The sequence below is a fragment of the Marixanthomonas sp. SCSIO 43207 genome (assembly GCF_019904255.1).
In the GTDB taxonomy this organism is placed as follows: domain Bacteria; phylum Bacteroidota; class Bacteroidia; order Flavobacteriales; family Flavobacteriaceae; genus Marixanthomonas.
This window is the reverse complement of the sequence record NZ_CP063203.1, coordinates 2687070-2712958: the sequence shown is the minus strand read 5'-3', so window position 1 is coordinate 2712958 and position 25889 is coordinate 2687070. Positions and strand designations below refer to the sequence as shown.

Sequence of the window (25889 nt, the reverse complement as noted above, 5' to 3'; positions counted from 1 at the left end):
TTTACTTTATTATCTATTGTTTATCAAGCTGCAAAACTAAGGGTTATATGTTGAAATAAAGAAGAATACGTAATTAATCCCATGATTTAGGATAAGCTTAACAGTTTTAAAAATTTAAATTAGTTCCAATTCATTTTTTGAAGCCTAACCGCATTTAAAATAGCTAGTAAAGCAACCCCTACATCTGCAAAAACAGCTTCCCACATTGTTGCAAGTCCTACAGTGCCAAGTGCCATAACAAGCCCTTTAACAACAAATGCTAATGCTATGTTTTGCCAAATTATCTTTCGAGTAGAACGACCTATTTGTATGGCGGTAGCAACCTTTGATGGCTGGTCTGTCTGTATAATTACATCTGCTGTCTCTATAGCAACGTCACTGCCCAATCCTCCCATAGCAAAGCCTACGTCGCTTGTTGCAAGAACCGGAGCATCATTTATACCATCACCAACAAAGGCTACTTTTGTATTAGGTTGTTGCTTTAGCTTTTCAACTTCATTTAATTTGTCTTCAGGTAATAAATCACCTTTGGCTGCGTCAATTCCTATATGGTTTGCTATTTTTTGAGTAATAGCATCTGTATCTCCAGAAAGCATGATGATTTTTGAAACCCCGCTTTTTTTAATTTGATTAATAGCTTCAACAGCATCGGTTTTCAATTCATCTGCAATAATTAGATAGCCTACAAATTTTTCGTCAATTGCAACAAAAACTGTTGTTTCAGTTATATTTTCTATTTCTGAAGGTACCGAGATGTTTTTTGATTTTAATAATGATATGTTTCCGGCCAATACCTGCTTTCCATTTACTATTCCTGATAAGCCTTTTCCAGATATTTCAGAAACATCTGTAGCCATATATTTAAAATCATCTGTTTTGTGAGCTAATATAGCTTTTGCAATAGGATGCGTAGATTGTTTTTCTAGGGCAATTACATATGATATTAATTCGTTTTCTGAAATTTTTATTGGGTGTATTTCGGTTACTTTAAAGACACCTTTGGTAACCGTTCCTGTTTTATCCATCACAACAGTATTTATTTTTGTAACTGTGTCTAAAAATGAAGCGCCCTTAAACAATATACCGTGTCTAGATGCATTTCCTAATCCACCAAAATATCCCAAAGGAATAGAAATAACCAAAGCACAAGGACATGAGATAACCAAAAAGATGAGAGCGCGATACAGCCATTGTTCAAAAACATAATTTGAAACAAAAAAATAGGGGAGAAGGGTGACTCCTATCGCTAACATAACAACGATTGGGGTATATATACGTGCAAACTTTCGTATAAAAAGTTCGGTTTTAGATTTACGTTCAGTAGCATTTTGTACTAGATTCAAAATTCTTGCTATGGAACTATCTTTAAATTCTTTAGTAGTTTCAATTTCAATTACACTTTCTAGGTTGATACTACCTGCGTATACATCTTGCCCTTTTCTTATAGTGTTTGGTTTGCTTTCACCTGTTAAGGCTGCGGTATTAACCGAAGCTTTACTGGAAAGTAATTTTCCATCTAAAGGGATTTTTTCGCCAACGCGTACTTGAACTGTTTCACCAATAGCTACCGTTTCTGGAGATACCGGCACAAAATCACCTTTTCTAAGTACCAATGCTTCGTTGGGTTGAACAGCTAGTAATGCTTTAATATTATTTCGAGCCTTTTTTACAGCTTCTCCTTGAAATAATTCGCCTACGGCATAAAAAACCATTACAGCAACACCTTCTGGATATTCGCCAATAATAAATGCCCCCAGAGTAGCGATTGACATCAATAAAAACTCTGTAAAAAAGACACCATTTTTAATACTCTCAAAACCTTGCTTTAATACAGGTAAGCCAACTGGTAAATAAGCAATACCATACCAAACAATACGAACCCAATTTGAAAAAAAAGAGGTATTGGTAAAGTCTAAAATGATACCAATTGCTAAAAGAATAAAACTAAATAGAGCCGGTAGGTATGTTTTAAATTTTTCTGCAAAACTTTCATTAGGGTGAGCGTCATCAATAAATGAGTTTTCAGTCTCACAGCAACCTGTATGAGAACAGCAGCTAGTTGTAGTATGGTTTACACTATTCATAGAGTACTTAATTAATAGTGTGCAAGTTCTCTAATAATATAGTGCAATGGAAGTGCATTAACATTACGTACAATTGGCACAGGTTCCTTTAATCACTAGATTGACATCCTCGGCCTCATACCCTTGCGGCAGACTAATTTGTGGAATTTTATGTTCAGTTAAACACACGGTAGTTTCACAATTATTGCAGTGAAAGTGTAAATGCAAATCGTTATCTATATCACATTGGCATCCGGGTTTACACAATGCATATTTTAAAATTCCGGTGCCGTCATCTATTTGGTGAACAACACCTTTTTTTTCAAACGTTTTGATGGTTCTGTATAAGGTAGTACGGTCTGCTTTGGTAAACGCAAGTTCTATATCTGTAAGAGCTACAGCAGTTTTTTGTTTTGCGAGTTGTTGGTATACCAAAGTTCGCATTGCAGTAGGTCTTATGCCTTTAATTTGTAATCTTTCTTCTACATTACTCATACTTTAACCCTTTTCTGTATAATAAATACATTTCTTACACAAAGATAAGGAATTAGCTTTGCAATGAGTTTACAAAAGAGCTGATGTGCTCTAGGTTAATACTTAGGTTGTAACCTGTTTTATTTTATTACTGAATTTACCTTTCAAAAATAAGTATGTATTTACTTCTGGTCTTCGATTACAATTGAGCCAACTGCATAATCATGTATAGCTTTTTTCTTTTCATTACCATTGGTTGTTAGCAAGGAAATCCACCCTAAAGTAATTTTTAATATATAGCGTATAACAGCCTGTGGAAATGCAATGTTTTTGTTAAAATTATTTTCTTTTTTAACTGAAATATTACAATATGAATGACCTATTGTTGCGCCAAAAAGGCTTATAAAAAGTGGATCATAAAGTATGAACAAAAAGACAAAGATTAGTATACGAATATAACTAGGAACATTTTCAAACTGAGATAACATTTCACTTAAAATAAACATTACGATTATAAGTAAAACAGAATCTATCAAAGCAGCTTTAATTCTATCGGGTAGGGTAGCGTAGGTGACTGTCATAATTTGGACTATTGAAGTAACTCTAATGAGGATATCACGCCAAATGTTCTATATTCATTAATTCTAGGATCAAATATATCACGCTCCACATATTTAATAGTTACGTTTTTACCCTTTAGTTCATTATAAGAGTTTTGAATATCAAAATCTGTTTCAATAAAAGTAAGCCAATAAAATTTTTGACGTTTCCCATCGGGTGTTGTAATCTCTATAAGTACATTTGTTTCGTCAAAAATATTGGTAATGGTACCTGTGATAGCGCTTTCTGCCTCTTCGTCACTTGAAAATTCTACTAATAAATCTGGACAAACAAACATCATTTTTGCTCCTAAAACTTCACCTAATCGCACACCGCTATTACCACCCAAATCATTTAAATCTATATCGTGGTCTTCTTTAAATTGGGTTTGATAGTCACCGGCATATTTAAATAGACAAATCCCTAATTCTGCTTTTGTAACAGATTCTTGATTATCTTTTTTTTCTTGAATACAAGAGCAAGCTTTATTGGCAATTTCTTCAAGATAATTTTCTTGTGCATTTGCGGCTTGAACACTAAAAAGTAAGATTGCGAAAAAGGTAAGTTTATGCATTTTGAAAGTTAGTTAGATGTTAATTATAAAACTGACAATATACATTAATTCTAAAAAAACGGACTAAAGTTTTCAGATAAGTTGCTTAATTTTAAAGATTTTACAGCGTAGGACTACTTATTTCAGAAATAATTTTAATCTTATCTACACCTTTTCAAGACGTAATTTTAAACATAAAAAATTTTGATTTTTTACTAGTTGTAAAATAAACGTCGTCTTTGTTCCACAATGCAAATACATCTTTTTTATTGAGTGTGTGTGATTTTTCTTGATTATGCACTGTCATTTCACCGTAAACCATATAAAGTAAAACACCTTTGCGTTGGGGATGTAGGTTACAAAAATGCTTTTTTTGAGCATCATAATTTCCTACATACATATGTAGGTGTTCTTTCTCATCATTAATGATAGGACTGTCAAACACTTTTTGTACACTGTTACGTTCACTTTTTAGTTTAAATAACTCATTACAGTTTTTTTTGTTTTTAGATGAAAGAGAAACTACTAAGCAATCAAGATTTCTTTTTTTATCATGATTGTATTCTAAATGCATATTACCTTTTTCATAACAAAGCAATTGTACTTCTCCTTCTGAAATAGTTACGAGTCCTTCTTTAAGGTTTCGTTGTGCCAATGAACCACTTAAAGGTATTAAAATAGAGGTTATACCCTCATGAGAATGGGGCAGTAAACCTAAGCCGGGTTTTAAGAAAAACTCTTGCAGTGCCAATAGTGATTTGAAAGGATTCACTTTGGGGAGTGAATAGTTTTTGCCACTAAAACGATGAGAAATATTTCCGAAATTAGTAGATTCTACATACCGGCTAGCCGATAAAATAATTTTATTTTCCATACGCAAACCTTCATTAAATGTTAAATAATGTTAGTTATGCCAATTAACAGGGAGTTAATTATCGATTAAATTACATAAAAATTCGATAAAATGCAAGAAAAAGTTATTAAAAAAAGCAACAGGAAGTCGTTAAAAGAATACCGACATTTTCCTGTTGCTAAATACATAAACTGTTGACCCCCAAATCTTAAATAGTAAGTTTATGTATCTATTATTTTTTAAGAATTATAAAGTTTGACCTTCTGTTTTTTTCATGCTCTTGATCGGTACATTTTACTCCGTTTTTACAAGCATTAAGTAGACGTGATTCTCCATAACCAATAGCGCTTACAATTCGGTTTTGAGCAATTCCTTGAGAATATAAATATTGTTGAGTAGCTTTTGCTCTTTTGTCTGAAAGTGATCGATTATACTTGTCTGAACCTCTTGAATCTGTATGAGCTTCAATTTTAATAATCATATCTGGATAAAAGTTCATCAATTTTACTGCTCCATCAAGGGCTTGAGCAGCTTGTGGAGTAATATTTGCTTTGTCATATTCAAAATAAATAGGATCCATTTTTATTTTTTCAAATCCTTCTTCATCTTTTACAATCATATCTTTGGCTTTCTCAAGTTTGAAGTTAACCGGAGGTGTGGTTCCTTCATCTTTGTTTCCTGTTTTTGTTTCTTTAGTTTGTTCAAAATAATCAGGCTTATTGGCTGTGACAATAACTTTAGTATTACAAGGTATTGTAACCTTAAAGGTACCAGTTGCATCTGTAGATACGGTTTGTATAACGGTGTTGGTACTATCACGAATGGTAATTGAAACTTCAGAAAGATTGGTATTGTTTTTAAGATCTTTTACGTTACCGCTTACAGTTTGATTGCATGTAAGTGGTTTACGCGTGAAAAAGTAAATATCGTCATCGCCTTTTCCATCGGGTCTGTTTGAAGCTAGATAACCAGAGGTGTTGTCTTTATTAAAAATGATAGAAAAGTCATCATAACTTGTATTAGCGACTTTTCCAATATTTTTAACTTCGGAAAAATTTTGGGTGGTTTTATCAAATTTTGCTTCAAAAATATCAAGACCTCCAAAACCTACGTGACCATTTGACGAAAAATAAAATGAACCATCTGTTGCTAAGAAAGGGAAAAAGTCATTTCCTTCTGTATTTATTTGAGCTCCTGCGTTTTTGGGTTCAGAAAGCATTCCGTCGCTGTATATTTCAGAATAATAAATGTCTGCTTCTCCATATCCGCCGGGCATATCAGATGCAAAAAATAAATACTTACCATCAGGACTTACCGACGGATGCCCAACAGAGTATTCTTTACTGTTAAAAAAGAGCTCTTCTTTGTTTTTAATTTTGCCATCTTCCATGATTGCTTTGTATAAAACAAATTGATTGTTGCGATTATTATCTAAGATAAGTTTGCGCTTTTCAGTATTGCTCGAGGCAAAATAAACCACATTGTTTGTTGGGTTAAAAGCTATGGTTGCATCGTGAAAATCTGATTTTATTTGTTTTGATAGCAGTTTTGGGTTTTCAAGTGTTCCGTTTTCAGCTTTTTGTGCTACAAATAAGCTTAAAAAGGGTTGCTCGTTCCAAAGGTAAAGTTCTTTTGCAGCACCGGGTCTAGAAGATGAAAACAGGAGACTGTCTTGGTATAGCACCGGGCCAAAGTCTGAATATTCAGAATTGATTGTGCTATTGGTAAGTGTGTATCTTGATGGTTTTTCAGAATTTAAAATAGCGTAGAAGGAATCACGTTCTTTACTAAAACGCTCTTTTACAGCGTTCATATTGTTTTGTTCTAAAAACCGAAGATATACTTCATCTGCTTTTTCATATTCTCTTACACTTCGTAAACTTTGTACGTAGCGATATAAATTTTCTTTTTCTAATGATGAATTTTGATTGTACGCTCGACGGTATAATTCTGTAGCTTTTCTATTTTCATTAATATGATAATTGGCAGTGGCTGCTTTTAATAGTATTTCTTCTGAAACTGAACTATGATTATCAATGTATTCATTGTAAGCAGAAGCAGCTGCTTTGAAAGCATTTTTATTATATAATCGTTCGGCTTTGCTTAAGCTTCCTTGTGCAAAACAAGTAGCTGCAAAAAATAGTATATATAGACGTATAAGTAGTTTCATAATGAGGGTTTAAAAAAATCTTGGTGAGTTAATTCTTTTTAGTTTACTAGGTAATGTAAATCGTAAAACAATCTCATGACTTCCAGAGTTATAATTTGTTAAATCTGTCAATGTGTAATCATAGGAGTAGCCTACAAAAAATCCTTGAAAAATTTCAATACCGGCCAGACCACTCACTGCATCTTCATAACGGTATGATACGCCTAATGTGAAACGCTCATTGTATAAGAAATTTGCTGAAACATCTACAACAAAAGGATAGTCTGTTTGATATTTTACAAGAAAGGCAGGTTTAAATTTAAACCGTGGGTTGAGGTCAAATACATAACCTCCCATTAAGTAATATTGAATTTCTTCTTCGGCTATAGATTGCTCAATATCATCATACAATTCATCGGTTTTAAAATCTGGAACAGATAATCCTAAATACCATTTATCACCATATAAGTAGGTTCCGGCTCCAATTACAGGTGTAACTCTTTGATCTATGTTGTTCATAAGTAACTTGTCATTGGGATCTAGCATTAAACCTTTTGAAAAATCAAGATCATAAAGATTTACACCAGCTCCCAAACCAAATGCTAATTTGGTATTAGGACTTACTCTAATGGTGTATGAAAAATTTGCTACAGCATTAAACTCTTTGGCAGGTCCTATGGTCTCGTTTTGAATGTTAAGTCCTAGGCCAATTCTATCATTTCTAAGAGGAGCGTGTATGCCTAAATTTTGGGTAACTGGCGCTCCGTCTAGACCAATCCATTGATCTCTGTAGGTTCCTACAACATCTAACGTACCTAGCGAACCTGCGTAGGCTGGATTAATTGCAGTTGTATTATACATATACTGCGTGTATTGCGATTCTTGTTGTGCGGTCATTTTAAAAGATACTAAGCCTATCATTGCAAAGAGGAAGAATTGCAATAAGCGCACTATCTTTTTTGTTCGGGGTGCTGAATTATATATCATAATGATTTGGGATTTTAATTTTTATACTTTTTTGGTTTCCTTATTATTTTGCCAGATATACCCATCCACTTTTTGAAGATGCATTATCCATTTCAAGAATATAGAAATAGGTTCCGGCAGGGAGTACATCACCTGTATTGGTAATGCCGCTTACATTAGCTCTTCCGTCCCACTCATTACTGTATTGATTTGCCTTAAAAACTAAAGAACCATACCTGTTAAAAATTTGCAAGGTGTTATTAGGGAAATTTTCTATACAGGAAATCACAAACTGATCATTAACCCCATCTCCATTTGGCGAAAACTCATTATAGACAATTAAACACAACGGTTCTATTTCAATTTCTGAACTATTATTGAGAACACCCATATCTGTTGGTGTAGAGGTAACTATGCTTGCTACATTGGTATGGTTTCCTTCTCCTAATACTTCGGATCTAATTTCTAATGTCGCTGTAACATTTGCCGGTAAAACATCTATTTGCCAAATTGAAGTAACCGGATTATAGGTTCCGAGAGATGTTGTAAAATCAACTAGTTCAAAGCCGGAAGGCATGTCTTCAGAAATTTGAACATCCATAAAATCATTAGGTCCTTCATTGGTGACTGCAATGGTAAATGTTATAATTTCACCTATAGTTGGCTGTTTGTTATCTACCGTTTTATTGATTGTTAAATCTGCACAAACCATTACTATTTCCTCAAATGTTGTGGTATTTCCTGTCCCACAGCTTGTATTACTTTCATATGAAACACTTACTGAGGTATTTTCCATTTCGGTCCATAGAATAGAAACTGTATTATCAGTTGTACCTCCACCATCTAGAATGTTACCACCCGTTGCAGTCCAAATATAATTTTGATTACCGGGTTCAGTACTATAGGTTACTAGCGTTTCTAAACATACCTCTCCAGTAGCGTTTGATGTTATTATCGGATCTGCTGGTACACTTAGCGTTACTAAAACAGCCAATCGAACCGAACTCTCACAACCGCTGGTTGCATCTGTTAGTGAAGCATAATAAGTTGTATTGTCAGATAACGGATCAGTTGAGTTATAAGGAGTTCCTTCTGTAGGTTGATCATACCAAGTTACATTTGTTTCATTCACTTGAATATCTGCTACGGTAGGATTATCCACTACACAGAAATCTTGTTCGGTGTTATCGGTTGTTGGAGTAGGGGCGTCACCTACGTTTACTAAAACAGCCAATCGAACCGAGCTCTCACAACCGCTGGTTGCATCTGTTAGGGAAGCGTAATAAGTTGTATTGTCTGATAACGGATCAGTTGAGTTATAAGGAGTACCTTCGGTAGGTTGATCATACCAAGTTACATTTGTTTCATTCACTTGAATATCTGCTACGGTAGGATTATCTATTACACAGAAATCTTGTTCGGTATTATTTGTTGTTGGAGTAGGAGCATCACCTACGTTTACTAAAACAGCCAATCGAACCGAACTCTCACAACCACTGTTTGCATCTGTTAGTGAAGCATAATAAGTTGTGTTGTCTGATAAGGGATCAGTTGAATTATAAGGAGTTCCTCCGGTAGGTTGATCGTACCAAGTTACATTTGTTTCATTCACTTGAATATCTGCTATGGTGGGATTATCTACTACACAGAAATCTTGTTCGGTGTTATCTGTTGTAGGAGTAGGAGCATCACCTACGTTTACTAAAACAGCCAATCGAACCGAACTCTCACAACCGCTAGTTGCATCTGTTAGTGAAGCGTAATAAGTTGTATTGTCTGATAACGGATCAGTTGAGTTATAAGGAGTTCCTTCTGTAGGTTGATCATACCAAGTAACATTTGTTTCGTTCACTTGAATATCTGCTACGGTAGGATTATCTACTACACAGAAATCTTGTTCGGTGTTATTTGTTGTTGGAGTAGGGGCGTCACCTATTGTGACTTCTACTTCTAATCGACCTTCACTTTCACAACCATCAATAATTTGAGCACCGTAATATGAAGTATTATCCATTAACGGATCTGAAGCATCGTACGCTGTACCTCCTGTGGGCTAGTCATACCAAATAACGGAAGGTTCATTAACTTCTAAATCTTCTACAGTAGGATTAGTTTCAGCACAAAATAATTGACTTTCTTCATCTGTAGTTGGGGTGTCGGGGCTCTCTACAGCAATTTCATAAACATCTAACGTTTGAGCTATATTTACGTTTAATAATGACGTAAGTCTTACACTTACACGATCAAAAGGGGCATCTAGTGTAAATACAATCTTTGCTCGTTCACCATTTTGTAAAAGGGTTAATAAATCTAAACTTAAAACTGAACTTATGTTTTCAACATAAACTTAAGATCCATCATTATACGCTATTACTTGTACATTGTTTAAAAGGCCAAGTGTGACCAATGTAGGATCTGTTTTTAAGGTTACCGAAAACTCTTCATCAGGTTGGTATGTATTTGGGAAATATACATTTTGACGTATGGAAGCTATGATATTTATTGCTCCTAGGCTAATTTCAGAAAAATTATCAGGATTTTCATCAATTACAAATTCAGGATTGGTAACCCCTGCTTTTCCTATACCTAGAAGGTCTACCGTTAAACCTTGACCATCAAAATCTGTAAATAATGGTGTTATAGCACATTCATTATCGGTATAATATGAAACGTTGTACACGTTCATACTATTAAACAAACCAATTAATAAAGCATCTGTATTATCTTCAATATAAATGCGGTTATAGGCTTGATCTGGAGTAATAGCTATAAAAAAGTTTCCTTCAGCATCTTTTACAATTCGGTATCGTGTATCTGATGGTGGAATTCTGGAGGTAGAATTAAATACTGTGTTTGAAGTACTTCCATCAAAGAAACGAGCTTCAACATCAAAATAATGATCTCCTAAGATTACATTTCCTAATACATCTGCTAATAAATCTCCAAGCGAACCACCCAAGAGGCTATTTAAAACATCATTGTCAAAATCGATTTTGATAAACGTTGTAGTATTTGCCGGAACAGTAGAAGGAAATTGTAATTCTAGTTCTCCAGAATAGGCACCAATACCTACCGCCACTCCGCCATATGAGTTTAATGTGGCAAAATCTCCGTTTTCTTGAGTAGCATTAATTGCGTTGTCAACGTTGTCTTCAAAAGTGACTTGATTAGCAAAAACCTGAGTTTGTGCGGTCAATTTGTTGGGGGCAAGTGTAAGTATACCTGCTACAAAAAGCAAGTAAAAAAAACACAGTGTACTTTTTTTAAGTAGTTTAGATTTCATTGGAGTCTGGTTTTATTATACAATATGTCAAATGGTAATTTTTAGGTCTAAAATTTTGGGTTTATTAAAATTTTACTATTTTAACTCACTTTAAATAATGAGAAAAAAACACATAAAATTTTAGCCATCCTATTTATAAATAGACGCTTACAGAAAGGGTATGCTGAAAAGTTTTTTTGAGTTTTTTGTTACCTTAAAATTATTTTAAAAAGCATTAGTTTTTCTTAAAAAAATGTTAAATGTCACAAAATGCGATTCAAATAATTAATCGATTAAAAGAAGAATTATCGATTAAAACTGATAAAAATCTATGTCAATTACTTGATATTAAGCCAAATACGCTATCTACCTGGAAGAAAAGAGAAACACTTGACTTTAATAAAGTAATCGCGCTTTGCAAAGACAAAAATTTAGATTTAAACTATATATTTTTTGAAGAGCGGGATAAAACAAGCGAAGTTAATCACTCAAATACCACCGCTGACCAAGTATCTTCTTCGGCTATAAAACCTGAAGCCAAACTTTTTGATGAATTTAAACTCGTTAATACCAATAGAAACATTGCTTTATTTCAAACTAAACACTCCTATCACCCAATAGTAAAAGAAAATACAATTGTAATAGGTCAAAAAATAAGAAAGAATCAAACTACAGATGGTGTTCTTTACATAATAGAATTTGAAACCGAAGAAATTATTATTGACGAACTTCAAAAAGTTACAACAAACAAAACTACACAGGAGTTTAAGCTAAAAAACTTCCACCCTTTTAACCATACTATTGAGCCAAAAAATAACATAAAGCATATATGGCAATACATAGGTGCAGTACCCAATCTTACTGTAGAATAAATACTAAAGCTCAAACAATATTTCTTTAAAATTTTAAAATCTCTTTTAGATCTTAAATCCTAAGAGGGACTGTGGTAATTATTTTTTTTTTCATAAATATTATTTTTATTTGTTCTAAATAAGAATAATTGTATAGCTTTGCGGCGTCTAACAAATCGACTTAATGAAGTTTACATTTCTTTCCATCTATTTCCTTTTTTGTAGCGCAATTTCCTTGGCTCAAAATACCTCTGTAACCGATTCCACTGATGTTGAAAGTTTGGATGAAGTAGTGGTAACCGGGCAGATTAATCCACAATCGGTTAACAAATCGGTAGTAGAAGTAAAGGTGATTACCAGAAAAGATATTGAACGTCAAGCAGGAAACAACCTCGCCGATGTATTAAACAACACCTTGAACCTAAATATTACGCCCAATACATCTACCGGGAAAAGCGGCGTAAGTTTGTTTGGGTTGGACAGTCAGTATTTTAAAGTGTTGATTGATAATATCCCCATGATCAATGAAGAGGGCGTGGGCAACAACACCGACCTTACCTTGATTAATCTGGATGATGTGGAGCGCATAGAGTATGTAGAAGGCGCAATGGGCGTACAGTACGGATCAAATGCTGTTTCGGGCATCATCAATATTATCACTAAGAAATCTTCTAGAAACAAACTCGATATTACAGCCTATATACAAGAAGAAACGATTGGTGACGAATATGAGTGGTTTGATAAAGGAAGGCACATTCAATTAATTAAAGTGGGCGGAAATATTTCAGAAAAACTATACGCCAATGCCACGTATACCCGAAATGACTTTGGAGGCTTCTGGAACGATAGAGAAGGCGAAAACTATGAATTTAACGATGGCCAACGCGGACATGAATGGTTACCAAAACTACAACAAAACAGCAAGGCTTTATTATCCTACGAAACAGAGGGATTCAACATTTTTTATCGCTTTGAGTACTTGCATGAAGACATTTACAAGTACAACGAAACGGTAGATCTCAACGAAAACGCATCAACGGGAACCACCAACCCATCGGCATTGGATGAGCAATATACCAACAATCGTTGGTACCATCACTTAAACAGCACCGGGAAATTATTCAGAAAAGTGAACTACAATGTATCGCTTTCCTACCAAGAGCAGACCAAAGATTTAGAACGCTATACCTATTGCATTCGGTCAGGGGCTAAAGAAAATGTAGAACAAGGCGAGTATCAGAGTAGGAGTGCAGTCTTTTCTAGAGGTACGTTCAGTAATTTGCTCAATAGCGATTGGCTGTCATTACAAGCGGGCTATGAATTCACGCTGGAAGAAGGTTCTGGCTCATCGGTAGCGATTGTGATCGATCCTGAAGAAGGGGGCGTGACACAAAGTTTAGATAATTACGACCTTTTTGCCGCTTCCGAAATGCAATTAACAGAACGGTTTTCTTTACGTCCGGGCGTTCGGGTTTCCTTTAGCAACTTATTTGATACACAGTACATTGGCTCGTTAAGTGCCAAGCAAACGTTAGGCGACGATTGGGAGTTGCGTGCTATTGTAGGTTCGGCAAACCGTACGCCTAACTACAATGAACTATATACCTACTTTGTAGATGTAAATCACGATGTACAAGGAAATGGTGATTTAACCCCAGAGCAAGGAGTTTCTACCTTTCTTCATATTAAAAAACGAAGTAGTCTAGCCGATGGAGCGCTTCGGTTAAAGAATAAGATCAGTTTTAATTATTTGAATCTACAAGATAGAATTGAATTGATTGTGGTGAATCAGAGTCCGTTGGCGTATCAGTACAATAATATTGACAGCTACAAGGCGATGGGGGTGTTTTCAGAAAACGAATTGTACTACCAAAACATCAAAGCACAATTGGGCGCTTCGGTACAGGGAATTTCAAAGGTATTGGACAGCCGCACCAATAGCAATGACGACTTTCTATACAATTTTCAGTTGAATGCCAATGTTGCCTATACCGTGCCTAAATGGGACACGACCTTTTCATTGTTCTTTAAACATATAGGCGAGCAACAGCAATTAGTAGAAAAAACCAACGCCGAAGGCAATCAAGAATTTGTTGCAGGTAAAACCGACGCCTACAGTTGGCTGGATACCACTATTAACAAATCGTTTTTCAATGGTGCGTTTATCACCACACTAGGTGCACGTAACATATTTGATGTCACGGCAGTAAACACCACTGCTTTTGAAGGTGGAACCCATAACGGTCCGCCCACACAAATACCGTTGGGCTATGGCCGCTCATACTTTTTAAAATTAACCTATCATTTAACCCTATAATTATGTCAATCTTTAAATCAGTTAAAACCCTATTGCTTGCTTGTATTGCCACTACCACTTTGGTGTCGTGTAGTGATGACAATAGTACTTCGGTACAAGGAGAGCCTTTTGTAGCTGCCTTTGAAAACCTTTCGGCCAACTTAGGAGAAATAGAAGGCAATAAGGATATTAAACTAGTGTATTCAGAAACTGCTTCAGAAAACGGGGAGATTACTATTTTGGTAGAAGCAACAAACGCAGTGTACGGTGAAGACTATACAACCGAACCTGCTGCGGAAGGAAACACCATTACTCTGCCTATTACAGAAGGAACTGCAGATAATACCTTTGTATTCAATAAGCTGAATGCAACCTTAGATGAAACAGTAGCCATTACATTTACCATTACAAATGTTTCATATCCTGGCGGACAAATACAAGGAAATACTGCTTTTACGCTGAATAACTCAGCTTCCTTAGGACGTTCGTTAGCACCGGAAGTAGGTGGGCCTAATCAACAAAATCAAGTATATATTGATTTAAGTTCTGAAAAGACAACCGTGGTACAACGCGACAGTTGGGACCTTGGGTTTTATGCCGGAGAGGAGTTTAGAGTGGATATTAACGGTTCTATCTATATGGCGGCGGCACAATTGGACGCTACCAATATTGATGCGGTAACCGAAGACGATGTTGCAGGTATACAAGACCAAGTAGCGGTGGGAACCTTCGATCCTGCGAATGTAGCTTACATAGACCATCCAGATGGAGATGTTACCAAAACAGCGATAGATGCCATTAGTGATACCGACGGTGAGAACAACGTATATTTAGTGAATTTAGGATATGAAGTAGGAACTGCTACAGCAGAACAAGGAAGTGTAGCCGTAGCAGGAGATGCTAGAGGCTGGAAAAAGATTCGTGTATTAAAAAGAGGGGATGATTACTTACTACAATACGCCAATCTAGATGCTACCACACACCAAGAAGTGACCATCTCAAAAAACAAGGGATATAATTTTACCTTCTTCAGTTTCAACACCAATAATGTTGTTTCGGTAGAACCTGAAGCAGACCAATGGGATATCAACTTTACCGTATTTACCAATATAATAGAAGAGGCTGGTTCTTATGGTTATTCCGATGGTGTATTGCACAACCGTAAAGGAGGCGTTGTGGCTTATGCCATCAATACCGATGAGGTGAACACGAATTATGATGACTTTTCACTAAGTGATCTAAATACAGCTAATTTTCAAGAAGACCAACGTGCTATAGGTAGTACTTGGCGAGAGGTAATTAGCGAAGACAAAATATTGTATGACAATATGTTTTATATCATTCAAGACCTAAATGGAAATACCTATAAACTAAAATTTACAGCGCTATTAAGCGACCAGGGAGAACGCGGATACCCGGAATTTAAATATCAATTAGTACAATAAAAACTAAACCTATTACAAACACTACAACACATATTAAAATGAAAAAACTATTACATATTGCTGCTTTTTTAGCAGTTGGTTTCTCAACCACAGCTCAAGAAACTGTTGAGCTATCTATGGGTGCCAATTATGAAAATGAAGTTTATCTAAAACTAGCAAACGAAACACAGAACACCTATGCGGCCAACAGTTGGGATATTGCTTTTTTAAGAAACAGCCCTCAAAATATAGGAATACGTGTAAATGACGGTATTGGTATACAGGTGTTTGAAGCTGCAGATGATCCAGCCGAATGGAATAACATTAACGTAGCAAATGAAAGCTCTTGGACAGCTTTATATAATGATGATACTAACTGGGACAATGGTGCATTTATGCAAGGTTCAGCAAGTTATGGTTGGGGAGAGTACAACCCAGTAACACATCACGTAGAAGGAACCATCATCTTTGTATTAAAATATGCAGATGGTACTTACCGCAAGTTTATAAACGAAGACTTTTTTGGTGGGTACACATTTAAGTTTGCTACTTGGGACGGTAATGATTGGGTAAATGAAAAAACGGTAACTGTTGATAATAATGATAACCCGGCAAATAGATATAACTATTACTCATTACAAAATGATGAAACTGTCATTGCCGAGCCTGCAGTTGGTGACTGGGATATGGTTTTCAGAAAATACGTAACAGACCTAGGAGGGGGTACGTATTATAACGTAACAGGCGTATTACACAACCCAAACGTTACTGTAGCTCAAAATGAAGAACTAGATGGAGAAGGCGACCCAAATGGATTAAGCTATTCTGAAGATATCAATACCATTGGTTATGATTGGAAAAGCTTTGATGGGTCAGGATATACCGTAAACAGCGATATGGCATACTATGTAAAATATGACGAAAGCACAATTTATAGATTGGTGTTTACAGAATTTGACGGAGCATCAACAGGCAATATCGAATTAGACTATCAAGATGTATCTGGTCTATTAGGTTTTGAAGACGTAACAGAAGATATAAGCTTTGGAATGTATCCAAATCCAACGACTAACGGTCAAGTATCAATTGTTTATGATGTTGCCAACACTGCTTCAGCAAAAAACACAATTGAAGTATTTGCAATCAATGGAGCGAAAGTGTATTCAGAAACCATGTCTAGTACATCTGGTTTTTATAACAAAACCTTAGACCTTTCAGCCTTACAAAGCGGTGTATATATGGTTAATGTTACATCCGGGAAAAACACAATAACTAAAAAATTAATTTTGAAATAACATAATATGAAAAAATGTATATATGCTTTAATTGGGATGTTTGCATTCACAGCAACTCTTACAGCACAAGAAACAAACAAAATTGAAAAGGACAGAGAAGCCATAAAAAGTATGTGTGGTTGTTATGAAGTTACTTTTAACTTTACCGAAACGTTTGATTATGTAGAAGATTCTACTTACATACCTTCAGAAACTAAAATTGCTGGAGGTCTTGAGTGGGCTCAATTAATTGAAGACGAAGATGAAAAGATTTCTATTCAGCATTTATTAATTGTAGGACCACCAGATCAACCTTATATTGTAAAACACTGGCGTCAAGATTGGGAGTATGAAAACACTGATCTGTATCTATTCAACGGTGACAACCAATGGACCTATACCAAATTGCCTAAGAGCGAAGTAAAAGGCCAATGGACACAAAAAGTATTTCAGGTAGATGACAGTCCGCGTTATGAAGGATCTGCTACTTGGGTTCACGTTGACGGGAAAAACTATTGGGAAAACACAACCACTGCACCATTACCAAGACGAGAATACACTCAGCGCAGTGATTACAACGTAACTATGCGAGGTAACCGTCATGAAATTGTAGACTCAGGATGGATTCACGACCAAGACAATGAAAAAATAGTGCGTAAAGAAGGAGCAAAAGATATTATTATTGCAAAAGAAAAAGGTTACAACGTTTATAAAAAAGTAGCAGACAGTAGATGTAAAGCTGCTCAAGATTGGTGGAAAGAACACGAAGATAAATGGGCAACCGTTAGAAAAAAATGGAATACTGTTTTTGCAAAAAAAGAAAATTTAGCTCTTAAAGACAAAGTAGATAATAAAGTACTATTCAAATTTTTGTTTGATGAAGAAGTGAAAGATAAAAAAGAAATTAATAGAATCATTGATTCTTTTGTAATAGAAAAATAAACACCTATGGCTCGCTCAAAAAATATAATTACACTATTGATGGTATGTTACGCTACAATTGCATTTTCACAAGAAAATGTATTACTAAAGCGTGAGTTTTGGAAAACCAATCCTAGTATTCAAACTATTGATCAAAAAATAGCAGAAGGAAACGACGCAAGTGAATTAAACCCCTATGCGTTTGATCCTGTTGTGTATGCAATTCTTGAAAATGCTTCTTCAGAAAGTATTATTCATTTGCTATCCAAGGAAGGAAATGATGTGAACAAACTTACTCACGATGGTAGAACTTATATTTTTTGGGCAGCTTATAAAAACAACCAAGAACTTGTACAGTACTTAATAGACAAAGATGCCAAAATGAACATCATTGATGATCACGGAAATACCGTTCTAACATTTGCTGCAAGTACCGGTCAAACAGACCCAAAACTATACGATTTACTATTGAATAACGGAGCTTCCATTAACGAGACAAATAGAGCAGGAGCCTCTATTTTACTATTGGCAGCACCAAATGTTTCAAGTATGGATGAGTTGCATTATTTTATTAATAAAGGACTTTCCATTACTAGTACAGATGAAGCCGGTAACGGAATTTTTAATTACACTGCACGTACCGGAAACATCGATATGCTTAACGCACTTATTGAAAAAGGAGCAACTCCCACCGGTCTTAATAAAGATAACGGCAATGCCATGCTTTTTGCAGCACAAGGAACACGTGGGCAAAGCAATGGTCTAGAAATATATGAATTTTTAGAATCAAAAGGAGTCAACCCTAATGTAACCACAAGAGAAGGAAACACTCCTTTACATATTTTAGCTTACCGAAATAAAGATGAAGCAATTTTTAATTATTTCATTAAAAAAGGAGTTGACGTAAATCAAGTTAATGATGACGGAAATACTGCTTTGATAAACGCTGCAGCTTCAAGCAACCTATCAATTGTTACTCTTTTGGCAAATAAAACAAAGGATATCAATCACACCAATAAAAAAGGTCAATCTGCTTTAACAATGGCAGTAGAAAACAATACGGCAGATGTAGTTTCATTTCTTCTGAAAAAAGGAGCGGATGCATCCGTAGTAGATGAGAACAACAATACCTTGTTATTTTATACCATACAAAGTTACTCACAATCAAACGAAGCCGACTTTGATAAAAAACTTAAAATATTAAAACAAAACGGTGTATCACTTTCTGAAGTTCAAGAAAAAGAGAATACGCTATATCATTTGGCAGTTTCAAAAAACAGTAAATTATTGCTAAAAAGAGTTGTAAAAATGGTTCCAAAAAATCAATTACAACAAAAAAACAGCGATGGTCTCACACCCTTACACTTAGCTGCTATGAATGCCAAAGATGAATCGATATTAAAATTTTTAATTTCGATGGGAGCAGATAAAAATACAACGACAGATTTTGGCGAAACAGCCTTTGATTTGGCTCAAGAAAACGAGCAACTAAAAGCAAATAAAACAGACTTAACCTTTTTAAAGTAATATGAGACGTATTAAAATATTAAAATCTTTACCCCTATTTGCACTAGTACTATTTTTGGCTTTTGGTTTTTCAAAACCCAAACCTGCTAGTAAATACAAATGCTTAATACAAATGACCAATTATAATGGTGAAGCAGCATACGTAGTAATTTCATTGCTTAATCCTAACGGAGAATATGAAGAGACTCTTTATGTTCAAGGCGATGATGATGAATGGTATTTTGACATTACAGAATGGTGGAATTTCTACGGAAAAAAACGTAATAACATTGATGCAATTACTGGAGCTACCATTGCAGGAGGACAACGCGCAGTGAGCGTAATTGAAATTGACGATAGTAAAATTGATGCGGGCTATAAAATACGTTTTGAAACTGCTGTAGAAGATCAAGAATACTATAAAGATGATGTTGAGTTTGAATTAACATCAACGTCAGTGAAAGGAAAAGTAGATGGCAACGGATTTATAAGATACATCCGTATGATGCCTCAATAAAGTAAAACAAGATGACCTTATCAATATGGAGATACAGTCACCTTGCGTTGGCTGTATCTTCTTTTCTATTTGTCGTGTTAGCTTCTGTTACAGGAATTATTTTGGCTTTTGAGCCTATTTCTGAACAAGTAAAACCCTATGCAGTTTCTGAAATTGAAGATATTACTGTAGGAGAAACTATAGAAACACTTCAAAAAAAATATGATGAGGTATTATTTGTAGAGGTTGATCACAACAAATTTGTTTCGGCTTCGGTAATTACAAATGAGGGAGCAAGTGAAACGTTTTATATAAACCCAAAAACTGGTGAAAAAGTAGGTGAGTTACTAGAGCAAGGACCTATATTCAGCTTTGCTACCAATCTTCATAGGTCGTTGTTTTTAAAATCAACCGGTCGGTTTTTAGTAGGTGTTGCTTCCTTTTTACTTTTTTTAATAGCAGTAACCGGAGTACTTTTAATCATTAAAAGACAAGGAAGTGTAAAACGGTTTTTTTCAAAAATTTCTAACGAATCGTTTACACAACACTATCATGTGTATGTAGGTCGTTTGTTTTTAGTTCCCATTATAATTATAACCCTTACAGGTGTCTACCTTTCACTAGAAAAATTTAATGTTTTTCCAGATTATACAGTTGAACATACGGTTGATTTTGATGCTATAGCTGAATCACCTCAAAAAAAACCAACTCAATTTTCAGCGTTTAAAAACGTATCACTTTCTGAAGTAAAAAGACTAGAATTTCCATTTTCTCCAGCGCCCGAAGATTATTTTATTGCAAAACTCTCAAATAAAGAAATATTAGTAAATCAAATTACCGGAGATGTTTTAAGCAAATATGAATATCCTTGGGTAACGTGGATGTCAAATTTTAGCCTAACCCTACATACAGGTAGAGGTAGCATTTTGTGGTCCATCATACTTTTAATAGCTAGTATTTCAATTCTATTTTTTGTTTATTCCGGTTTTGCGATGACACTGAAAAGGCGCAAAAAAACAACAGCTTTTAAAAATAAATACACAAAAGATGAAAGTGAATATATTATTCTTGTAGGTTCTGAAACCGGAAACACATTTGATTTTGCTTGGCAGTTTCAAAAAGCACTTACTAAAGCAGGGAAAAAAGCTTTCGTCTCTGAATTAAACAATTATACCATTTACAACAATGCAAAGCATGTATTTGTATTTACTGCAACGTATGGACAAGGCGAAGCTCCTGCAAATGCTACAAAATTTCTGAATAAAATCACTACTGTTAATCAACCTCACATAATCCAGTTTTCGGTTGTTGGCTTTGGTTCAATCTTGTATGAAGATTATTGTCAATATGCAATTGATGTAGATCAAGCATTGCAAGGTCATTCTAGATTTAATCAAGATATTCCGCTTTATAAAATTAATAACCAAGATGCAACAGATTTTGAACATTGGGCCGTACGTTGGGCTACCCAACACAACTTGCACCTAGCGTTAGAACCTTTTTCAGAAAAAGAAACGAAGAAAAAACAAAGTAAGTTTAAAGTAATTAATAAAACAGAACTTAATTGTGATGATACGTTTTTACTTCAGCTTAGACCTAAAAAGAAGAAAAAGTTTATATCTGGTGATTTGCTGGAGGTGATTCCTCCAGGTGAACGGATAGCTCGTTTGTACAGTATTGCAAAAATGGAAAAGGATGTATTACTAAGTGTAAAAAAACATGAGTACGGAGTTTGTTCTTCTTATTTTAATACGTGTAAAATAGGGAATACCATTAAAGGACGAATAAGTAAAAATCCGTCTTTTACTATTCCTAAAAAAGCTTCAGAAGTACTTTTTATTTCAAACGGTACCGGGATTGGCCCATTTTTGGGTATGATAGCAAATAATAAAAAGAAGATACCTATGTATCTATTTTGGGGAGGACGTACAAAAGAGTCGTTTACACTCTATAATCCCTACATTGAAAAAGCTCTTGATAATAAAAAACTTACCTCATTTCAATTGGCTTATTCTCGTGAAAGCGGTTCAAAAACTTATGTGCAAGACAGCTTAAAATCACAAGAGCAATTATTAGTATCCTCAATTTTAAACGATGGAGTAGTCATGATTTGTGGAAGTATTGCTATGCAAAAGGATACACTTACAGTAGTTGAAACCATACTTGAGCAACATTCTACAAATATCACAATAAATCAACTAGAGCAAGAGGGAAGACTACTTATGGATTGCTATTAAATAATAAATAGCTTATTATTTAAGTTTTTGAAAAACAAGTCCTATTAATCGTGGTATTTCATGTTCAGCGTCTTCATCAAACCATTCTTTTAACTCGAGTAGTTGTAATTTATTATTAAAGGCAGTATCTAAGTATTCTGAAATATGATGAATATAGGTTTCTAATTCTTGAATCCCTGCTTCGGTTTCAAATTTTGCCTTACTACCCGCATACTGTTTAAATGGATGAAGTTCACTAATAAATAAATAACCCCCTTTTTTTAATTTTTTGCTAGCTTGATTAAAAACAGTGTCTAAATCTTTAATGTGCTCAAGTACTAGATTACAAGTAATTAAATCTGCAATTTGATCATCAATTTGCCACGAAGCTGTCAAATCTGTTTTCTGAAATGTTACCCTACTATCATTAAATTTTAATTTTGCTTTTTTCAGCATTTCTTCTGAAAAGTCTAAGCCAATCACTCGTTCAGCTTTTTCTAATAGAAATGCGGTGTTTTTTCCGGTTCCGCAACCTAGTTCAATAACGTGTGAAAATTCAAAACGTTGCAGTGTTTTTATAGTTGCCTTTTTGTCTAAATCTCTTGTCTTATTGATATTGGTATCATACTGAGTTGCCCAACTATTATATGCTTTTTCAATACTCATTTTGAGTTTTTTCTGAAATATTATGATTTGCTATAAATTAAATTTTAAAGCTGTTTTAATTCTTACTTCAAAACTACAGATTTATACACTAAAAAGATAACAATTAGGTTTTGCTTATTAATTACTATCTAGATACTTATTTGTATGTACCAGCTCAAACTCTGGCGAACTATCAAATAAAATATTAAGAATATTCATATGTCCTACTCCGTAAATAATCAAAACCTTATCATTTGGTTGTAAATCAATTCTTTGAATATTTCTGAAAATTTTCAAATTTCTATTAAACCAACGACCGGTTTCAAAATTAACACCAAAAAAATCACCTTCTTTACCTTCATATTTAAAAGGGCCAATCAGGTAATTACCCAGACTTTTTTTGATGTTTTCAGGCTTATTTAGAGCAATAAGCTCGGCTAAAATGCCTCGATCTTTATAGACGTGAGTTGGTGTGTGTTTTAAATCTGCTTCGTGGTTTTGTTTATAAAAAGCATCAAACTTTTTAAATCCTAAAGAATCCTTACCCGATATCACTTGATTAACTTGTTCATTAAATTCGCCCCACTCATCAACGCAGTATAATTTTTTAATTCCTAAGTTTTTTGCAAGTCTAAAGCCTATTTGCTCATGTTCATCTCTACTCAATGTATGCTTGCCTTGTAAATATGAAGTGAAAAGAGAATCTATAACACGTTGTTTTGATGACTTGCACTCAATTATAATTTTTGTAGGATTAAATTTTTCAATCTTCTTTACAATCAATTTTATCTCATCTTGATACTTCGGTTTTAAAACATCAATTTGATTGGAAGATTCAACTTGAACAAAATCGTTATTCGGAAAATTAAAATGAAACGAACCTAATGATAAAACCTCTATTTTATTTGATTGAGCATTAATGTGTAAGGTAAAAAGTAGGACTAAAAAATATGTGTATTTTGGCATAGGGGTTTTAACAATAGACGACTCATACTTCAAAATGTTACACTCAATTTTGAGAAATATTTTCTATATATTGTTTTGGGCTTACGCCAACTTTCTTCTTAAATATCCTAGAAAAATACTGAGGATATTCAAAACCTAATTTATAAGCAGTTTCTGAAATAGAAACGTGAGGAATTAACAACAAATGTTTTGCCTGTTCTACAAGAAATAAATTAATTTGATCTACTGCCGTTTTTCCAGTTTCAGCTTTAATAGAATCACTCATATACCTGTGGCTTACATTGAGTTGATTGGCAAGCCATTCTACAGAAGGAATACCATTTTCAGAAAGTTTATTTTCACTGTAATAAACTTCAAGCGTGTTTTTAAACCGAGTGAATAAAGCTTGGTTAATTTCTTTTCTGTTTAAAAATTGTCTTTTGTAAAACCTATCAGCATATTTCAATAAAGTTTCCAAATGTGAAAGGATAATTTCTTTACTGAATTCATCTTGATTGTTAGTATACTCTGTTTGAATACTTTTAAAAATAGACTTAACCAATTCTTCTTCTTTTGGCGATAGATGAAGTGCTTCATTTACTTGATAATTGAAAAAATTGTATTGTTTAATTTTATCAAATAAGGCGCTTCCGTTTAAGTAATCTTTATGAAAAGCAAGATGAAAACTCTCTGAACTCACGACCAAATTACTAAATGACAAAGTTTGATTGGGAGCCATAAACAACATAGATCCTTTGCTGCAGTCATATTTGGTGCGACCATATATAATCTCACCAGAAGTAATATTTTTTATACTAATTGAGTAAAAATTATTGGTAACACTAATTGTCTCGTTCTTCTGTGAAAGAGAACACATAGTGTCGCTTTTTGTATTGATATTTTGAGCAATACTGAATAAGGGATTTTCAGGTTCTGCAAGTTCAAAATACTTATGAAAATCACGTATAGTTTTAAAATTATATTCTGGCATTTGCATGGTGCTAGGTGTTATAAAAATAGGAAATTTTAATAGTTTTTCCACCAGTTTTTGGTAATCTCATTTGTTTCAGAAATAAGTAATGCTTCACCTATTTTTGGAGCGACCATTTCAATATTTAATTCGATAGCCTTTTTTGAAACTCGCTCTATAGGATCTGTCCACGAGTGTTGTGCCAGTTTGAAAGCTCCCCAATGAATTGGCATAATTACTTTTGCGTTTAAATCAATACCAGCTTGCGCGGTTTGTTCAGGAAACATGTGAATTTCAGACCATAACTCATTATATTGACCACATTCAATCATTGCAAAATCAAAACCGCCAAATTTTTCGGCTATTGTTTTAAAATGCGGGCCATATCCGCTATCACCACTGAAAAAAATATTTTCATTATCAGATTGTACTACCCAGGAACACCACAAAGTAGCGTCTCTATCTGTCAATCCTCTTCCTGAAAAATGTTGAGCAGGAGCGCTAGTAAAAGTCAAATCTTGAAAAGAAGCTTTTTCCCACCAATCCAACTCTATAATTTGTTCTTTTGCAACATTCCATTCTATCAAATGATTGCCCAAGCCCAATGGTACATAAAAGGTTGATACTTTCTCCTTTAATTTTTTAATTGATTCATAATCTAAATGATCATAATGATCGTGTGAAATTAATACGGCATCAATATGTGGTAATTGTTCAATAGTAATAGGTTTGTCTTCGTTAAATCGCTTAGAACCCAATAACGGATGAGGAGCAGGCACGTCACTAAACATAGGGTCTATTAAAATGTTTTTTCCATTTATTTGTAGTAAAAATGTAGAATGGCCAAACCATATAATTCTCGTTTTCGAATTATAATTAGCCAGTGATGTAGCGTCTACGCTTGTAACATCAATTGGATTATTAGGTTTTGCATTAGGAATAGTTTTAAACATTCCGCCAATGGCTTTAATCATGTTTTTGGCGCTCATATTGGTAGATACATTACCCAAATTCACAAACTTGCCATCAACATAGTTTTTTGATTTAGAAAACTTTTCTTTTTGTTCTGTTGTTGCTTTTCCACCAAATTGCGGACTCGTATTAACAAAAACAAATCCCACGATAACAAGTAGTCCAATTAAAATTCCTATTCCTAGTAGCACCTTTTTTAATAGTTTAAATAGTTTTTTCATTATTATATTTCTTACATCTCATTGAATTATAATTTGCATTATTAAACGCAAATTTTGTAACCAAGATGTATTGATTACGCTCGTAATAAATAGGTTATTTCTCTTCAACCAAGCCTTAAATATGACTTTATTTTGGAGGTGTTAATACAACACAACCTACTTTTACATCTTTCAATATTTTATTGTATTACAAATTCTAATGCAAAATTACAGAGGGTAGTAGATAGTTTAC

The 25889-nt window shown here is 34.3% G+C and carries 21 protein-coding genes; 8 read left to right on the top strand and 13 right to left on the bottom strand.

What is annotated here, in order from left to right:
* Positions 1 to 119 precede the first annotated feature (119 nt).
* The 9 genes from INR76_RS12720 to INR76_RS12680 form a co-directional block, all read right to left on the bottom strand.
* Positions 120 to 2084 carry a heavy metal translocating P-type ATPase gene (locus tag INR76_RS12720; protein WP_223108330.1) on the bottom strand — a complete coding sequence of 655 codons (1965 nt, stop codon included), beginning with the start codon at positions 2082 to 2084 and terminating at the stop codon, positions 120 to 122.
* A gap of 63 nt (positions 2085 to 2147) precedes the next feature.
* Positions 2148 to 2558 (bottom strand): Fur family transcriptional regulator, encoded by a 411-nt coding sequence (locus INR76_RS12715; protein WP_223108329.1) that lies wholly within the window; start codon positions 2556 to 2558, stop codon positions 2148 to 2150.
* 161 nt (positions 2559 to 2719) lie between these two features.
* The gene (locus tag INR76_RS12710; RefSeq protein ID WP_223108328.1) at positions 2720 to 3118 is read right to left on the bottom strand and encodes an RDD family protein; all 399 of its coding nucleotides are present in this window, start codon (positions 3116 to 3118) and stop codon (positions 2720 to 2722) included.
* Positions 3119 to 3126: 8 nt separating this feature from the next.
* Positions 3127 to 3711, bottom strand: coding sequence for a hypothetical protein (locus INR76_RS12705; RefSeq protein WP_223108327.1), 585 nt, complete (start codon positions 3709 to 3711; stop codon positions 3127 to 3129).
* Positions 3712 to 3865: 154 nt separating this feature from the next.
* Positions 3866 to 4564, bottom strand: a complete 699-nt coding sequence (locus INR76_RS12700) for a hypothetical protein (RefSeq protein ID WP_223108326.1) — start codon at positions 4562 to 4564, stop codon at positions 3866 to 3868.
* A gap of 211 nt (positions 4565 to 4775) precedes the next feature.
* Positions 4776 to 6713, bottom strand: coding sequence for an OmpA family protein (locus tag INR76_RS12695; RefSeq protein WP_223108325.1), 1938 nt, complete (start codon positions 6711 to 6713; stop codon positions 4776 to 4778).
* Positions 6714 to 6722: 9 nt separating this feature from the next.
* A complete protein-coding gene (locus INR76_RS12690) occupies positions 6723 to 7679 on the bottom strand; it encodes a type IX secretion system membrane protein PorP/SprF (protein WP_223108324.1) in 957 nt (318 codons plus the stop codon).
* 43 nt (positions 7680 to 7722) lie between these two features.
* Positions 7723 to 9672 carry a gliding motility-associated C-terminal domain-containing protein gene (locus INR76_RS12685; RefSeq protein ID WP_223108323.1) on the bottom strand — a complete coding sequence of 650 codons (1950 nt, stop codon included), beginning with the start codon at positions 9670 to 9672 and terminating at the stop codon, positions 7723 to 7725.
* A 333-nt stretch (positions 9673 to 10005) separates the two neighbouring features.
* Positions 10006 to 10941, bottom strand: a complete 936-nt coding sequence (locus tag INR76_RS12680) for a hypothetical protein (protein ID WP_223108322.1) — start codon at positions 10939 to 10941, stop codon at positions 10006 to 10008.
* Between the two features lie 239 nt (positions 10942 to 11180).
* On the opposite strand from INR76_RS12680, the gene INR76_RS12675 reads away from it, so the two are divergent.
* From INR76_RS12675 to INR76_RS12640, 8 genes are all read left to right on the top strand, one after another.
* Positions 11181 to 11792 carry a helix-turn-helix domain-containing protein gene (locus tag INR76_RS12675; RefSeq protein ID WP_223108321.1) on the top strand — a complete coding sequence of 204 codons (612 nt, stop codon included), beginning with the start codon at positions 11181 to 11183 and terminating at the stop codon, positions 11790 to 11792.
* Between the two features lie 163 nt (positions 11793 to 11955).
* Positions 11956 to 14088, top strand: coding sequence for a TonB-dependent siderophore receptor (locus INR76_RS12670; RefSeq protein WP_223108320.1), 2133 nt, complete (start codon positions 11956 to 11958; stop codon positions 14086 to 14088).
* Positions 14089 to 14090: 2 nt separating this feature from the next.
* Complete coding sequence (locus INR76_RS12665; RefSeq protein WP_223108319.1) at positions 14091 to 15512, top strand: HmuY family protein; 1422 nt, start codon at positions 14091 to 14093, stop codon at positions 15510 to 15512.
* A gap of 38 nt (positions 15513 to 15550) precedes the next feature.
* Complete coding sequence (locus INR76_RS12660; RefSeq protein WP_223108318.1) at positions 15551 to 16786, top strand: T9SS type A sorting domain-containing protein; 1236 nt, start codon at positions 15551 to 15553, stop codon at positions 16784 to 16786.
* Positions 16787 to 16792: 6 nt separating this feature from the next.
* A complete protein-coding gene (locus INR76_RS12655; protein ID WP_223108317.1) occupies positions 16793 to 17707 on the top strand; it encodes a DUF6607 family protein in 915 nt (304 codons plus the stop codon).
* A 6-nt stretch (positions 17708 to 17713) separates the two neighbouring features.
* Positions 17714 to 19213: an ankyrin repeat domain-containing protein gene (locus INR76_RS12650; protein WP_255592685.1), complete on the top strand. Its 1500-nt coding sequence runs from the start codon at positions 17714 to 17716 to the stop codon at positions 19211 to 19213.
* 1 nt (position 19214) lies between these two features.
* Complete coding sequence (locus INR76_RS12645; RefSeq protein WP_223108316.1) at positions 19215 to 19709, top strand: DUF2271 domain-containing protein; 495 nt, start codon at positions 19215 to 19217, stop codon at positions 19707 to 19709.
* An 11-nt stretch (positions 19710 to 19720) separates the two neighbouring features.
* Positions 19721 to 21925 (top strand): PepSY domain-containing protein, encoded by a 2205-nt coding sequence (locus INR76_RS12640; RefSeq protein ID WP_223108315.1) that lies wholly within the window; start codon positions 19721 to 19723, stop codon positions 21923 to 21925.
* A gap of 15 nt (positions 21926 to 21940) precedes the next feature.
* Here INR76_RS12640 and INR76_RS12635 read toward each other — a convergent pair whose 3' ends face one another.
* The 4 genes from INR76_RS12635 to INR76_RS12620 form a co-directional block, all read right to left on the bottom strand.
* Positions 21941 to 22570 carry a class I SAM-dependent methyltransferase gene (locus INR76_RS12635; protein ID WP_223108314.1) on the bottom strand — a complete coding sequence of 210 codons (630 nt, stop codon included), beginning with the start codon at positions 22568 to 22570 and terminating at the stop codon, positions 21941 to 21943.
* A 117-nt stretch (positions 22571 to 22687) separates the two neighbouring features.
* Entirely contained in the window at positions 22688 to 23515 is an 828-nt protein-coding gene (locus INR76_RS12630; RefSeq protein ID WP_223108313.1) for a DUF5694 domain-containing protein, read from the bottom strand.
* Between the two features lie 43 nt (positions 23516 to 23558).
* Positions 23559 to 24536 carry an AraC family transcriptional regulator gene (locus INR76_RS12625; RefSeq protein ID WP_255592684.1) on the bottom strand — a complete coding sequence of 326 codons (978 nt, stop codon included), beginning with the start codon at positions 24534 to 24536 and terminating at the stop codon, positions 23559 to 23561.
* Positions 24521 to 25657, bottom strand: a complete 1137-nt coding sequence (locus tag INR76_RS12620) for an MBL fold metallo-hydrolase (RefSeq protein WP_223108312.1) — start codon at positions 25655 to 25657, stop codon at positions 24521 to 24523. Before INR76_RS12620 ends, INR76_RS12625 begins: the two co-directional genes overlap by 16 nt.
* Positions 25658 to 25889 lie beyond the last annotated feature (232 nt).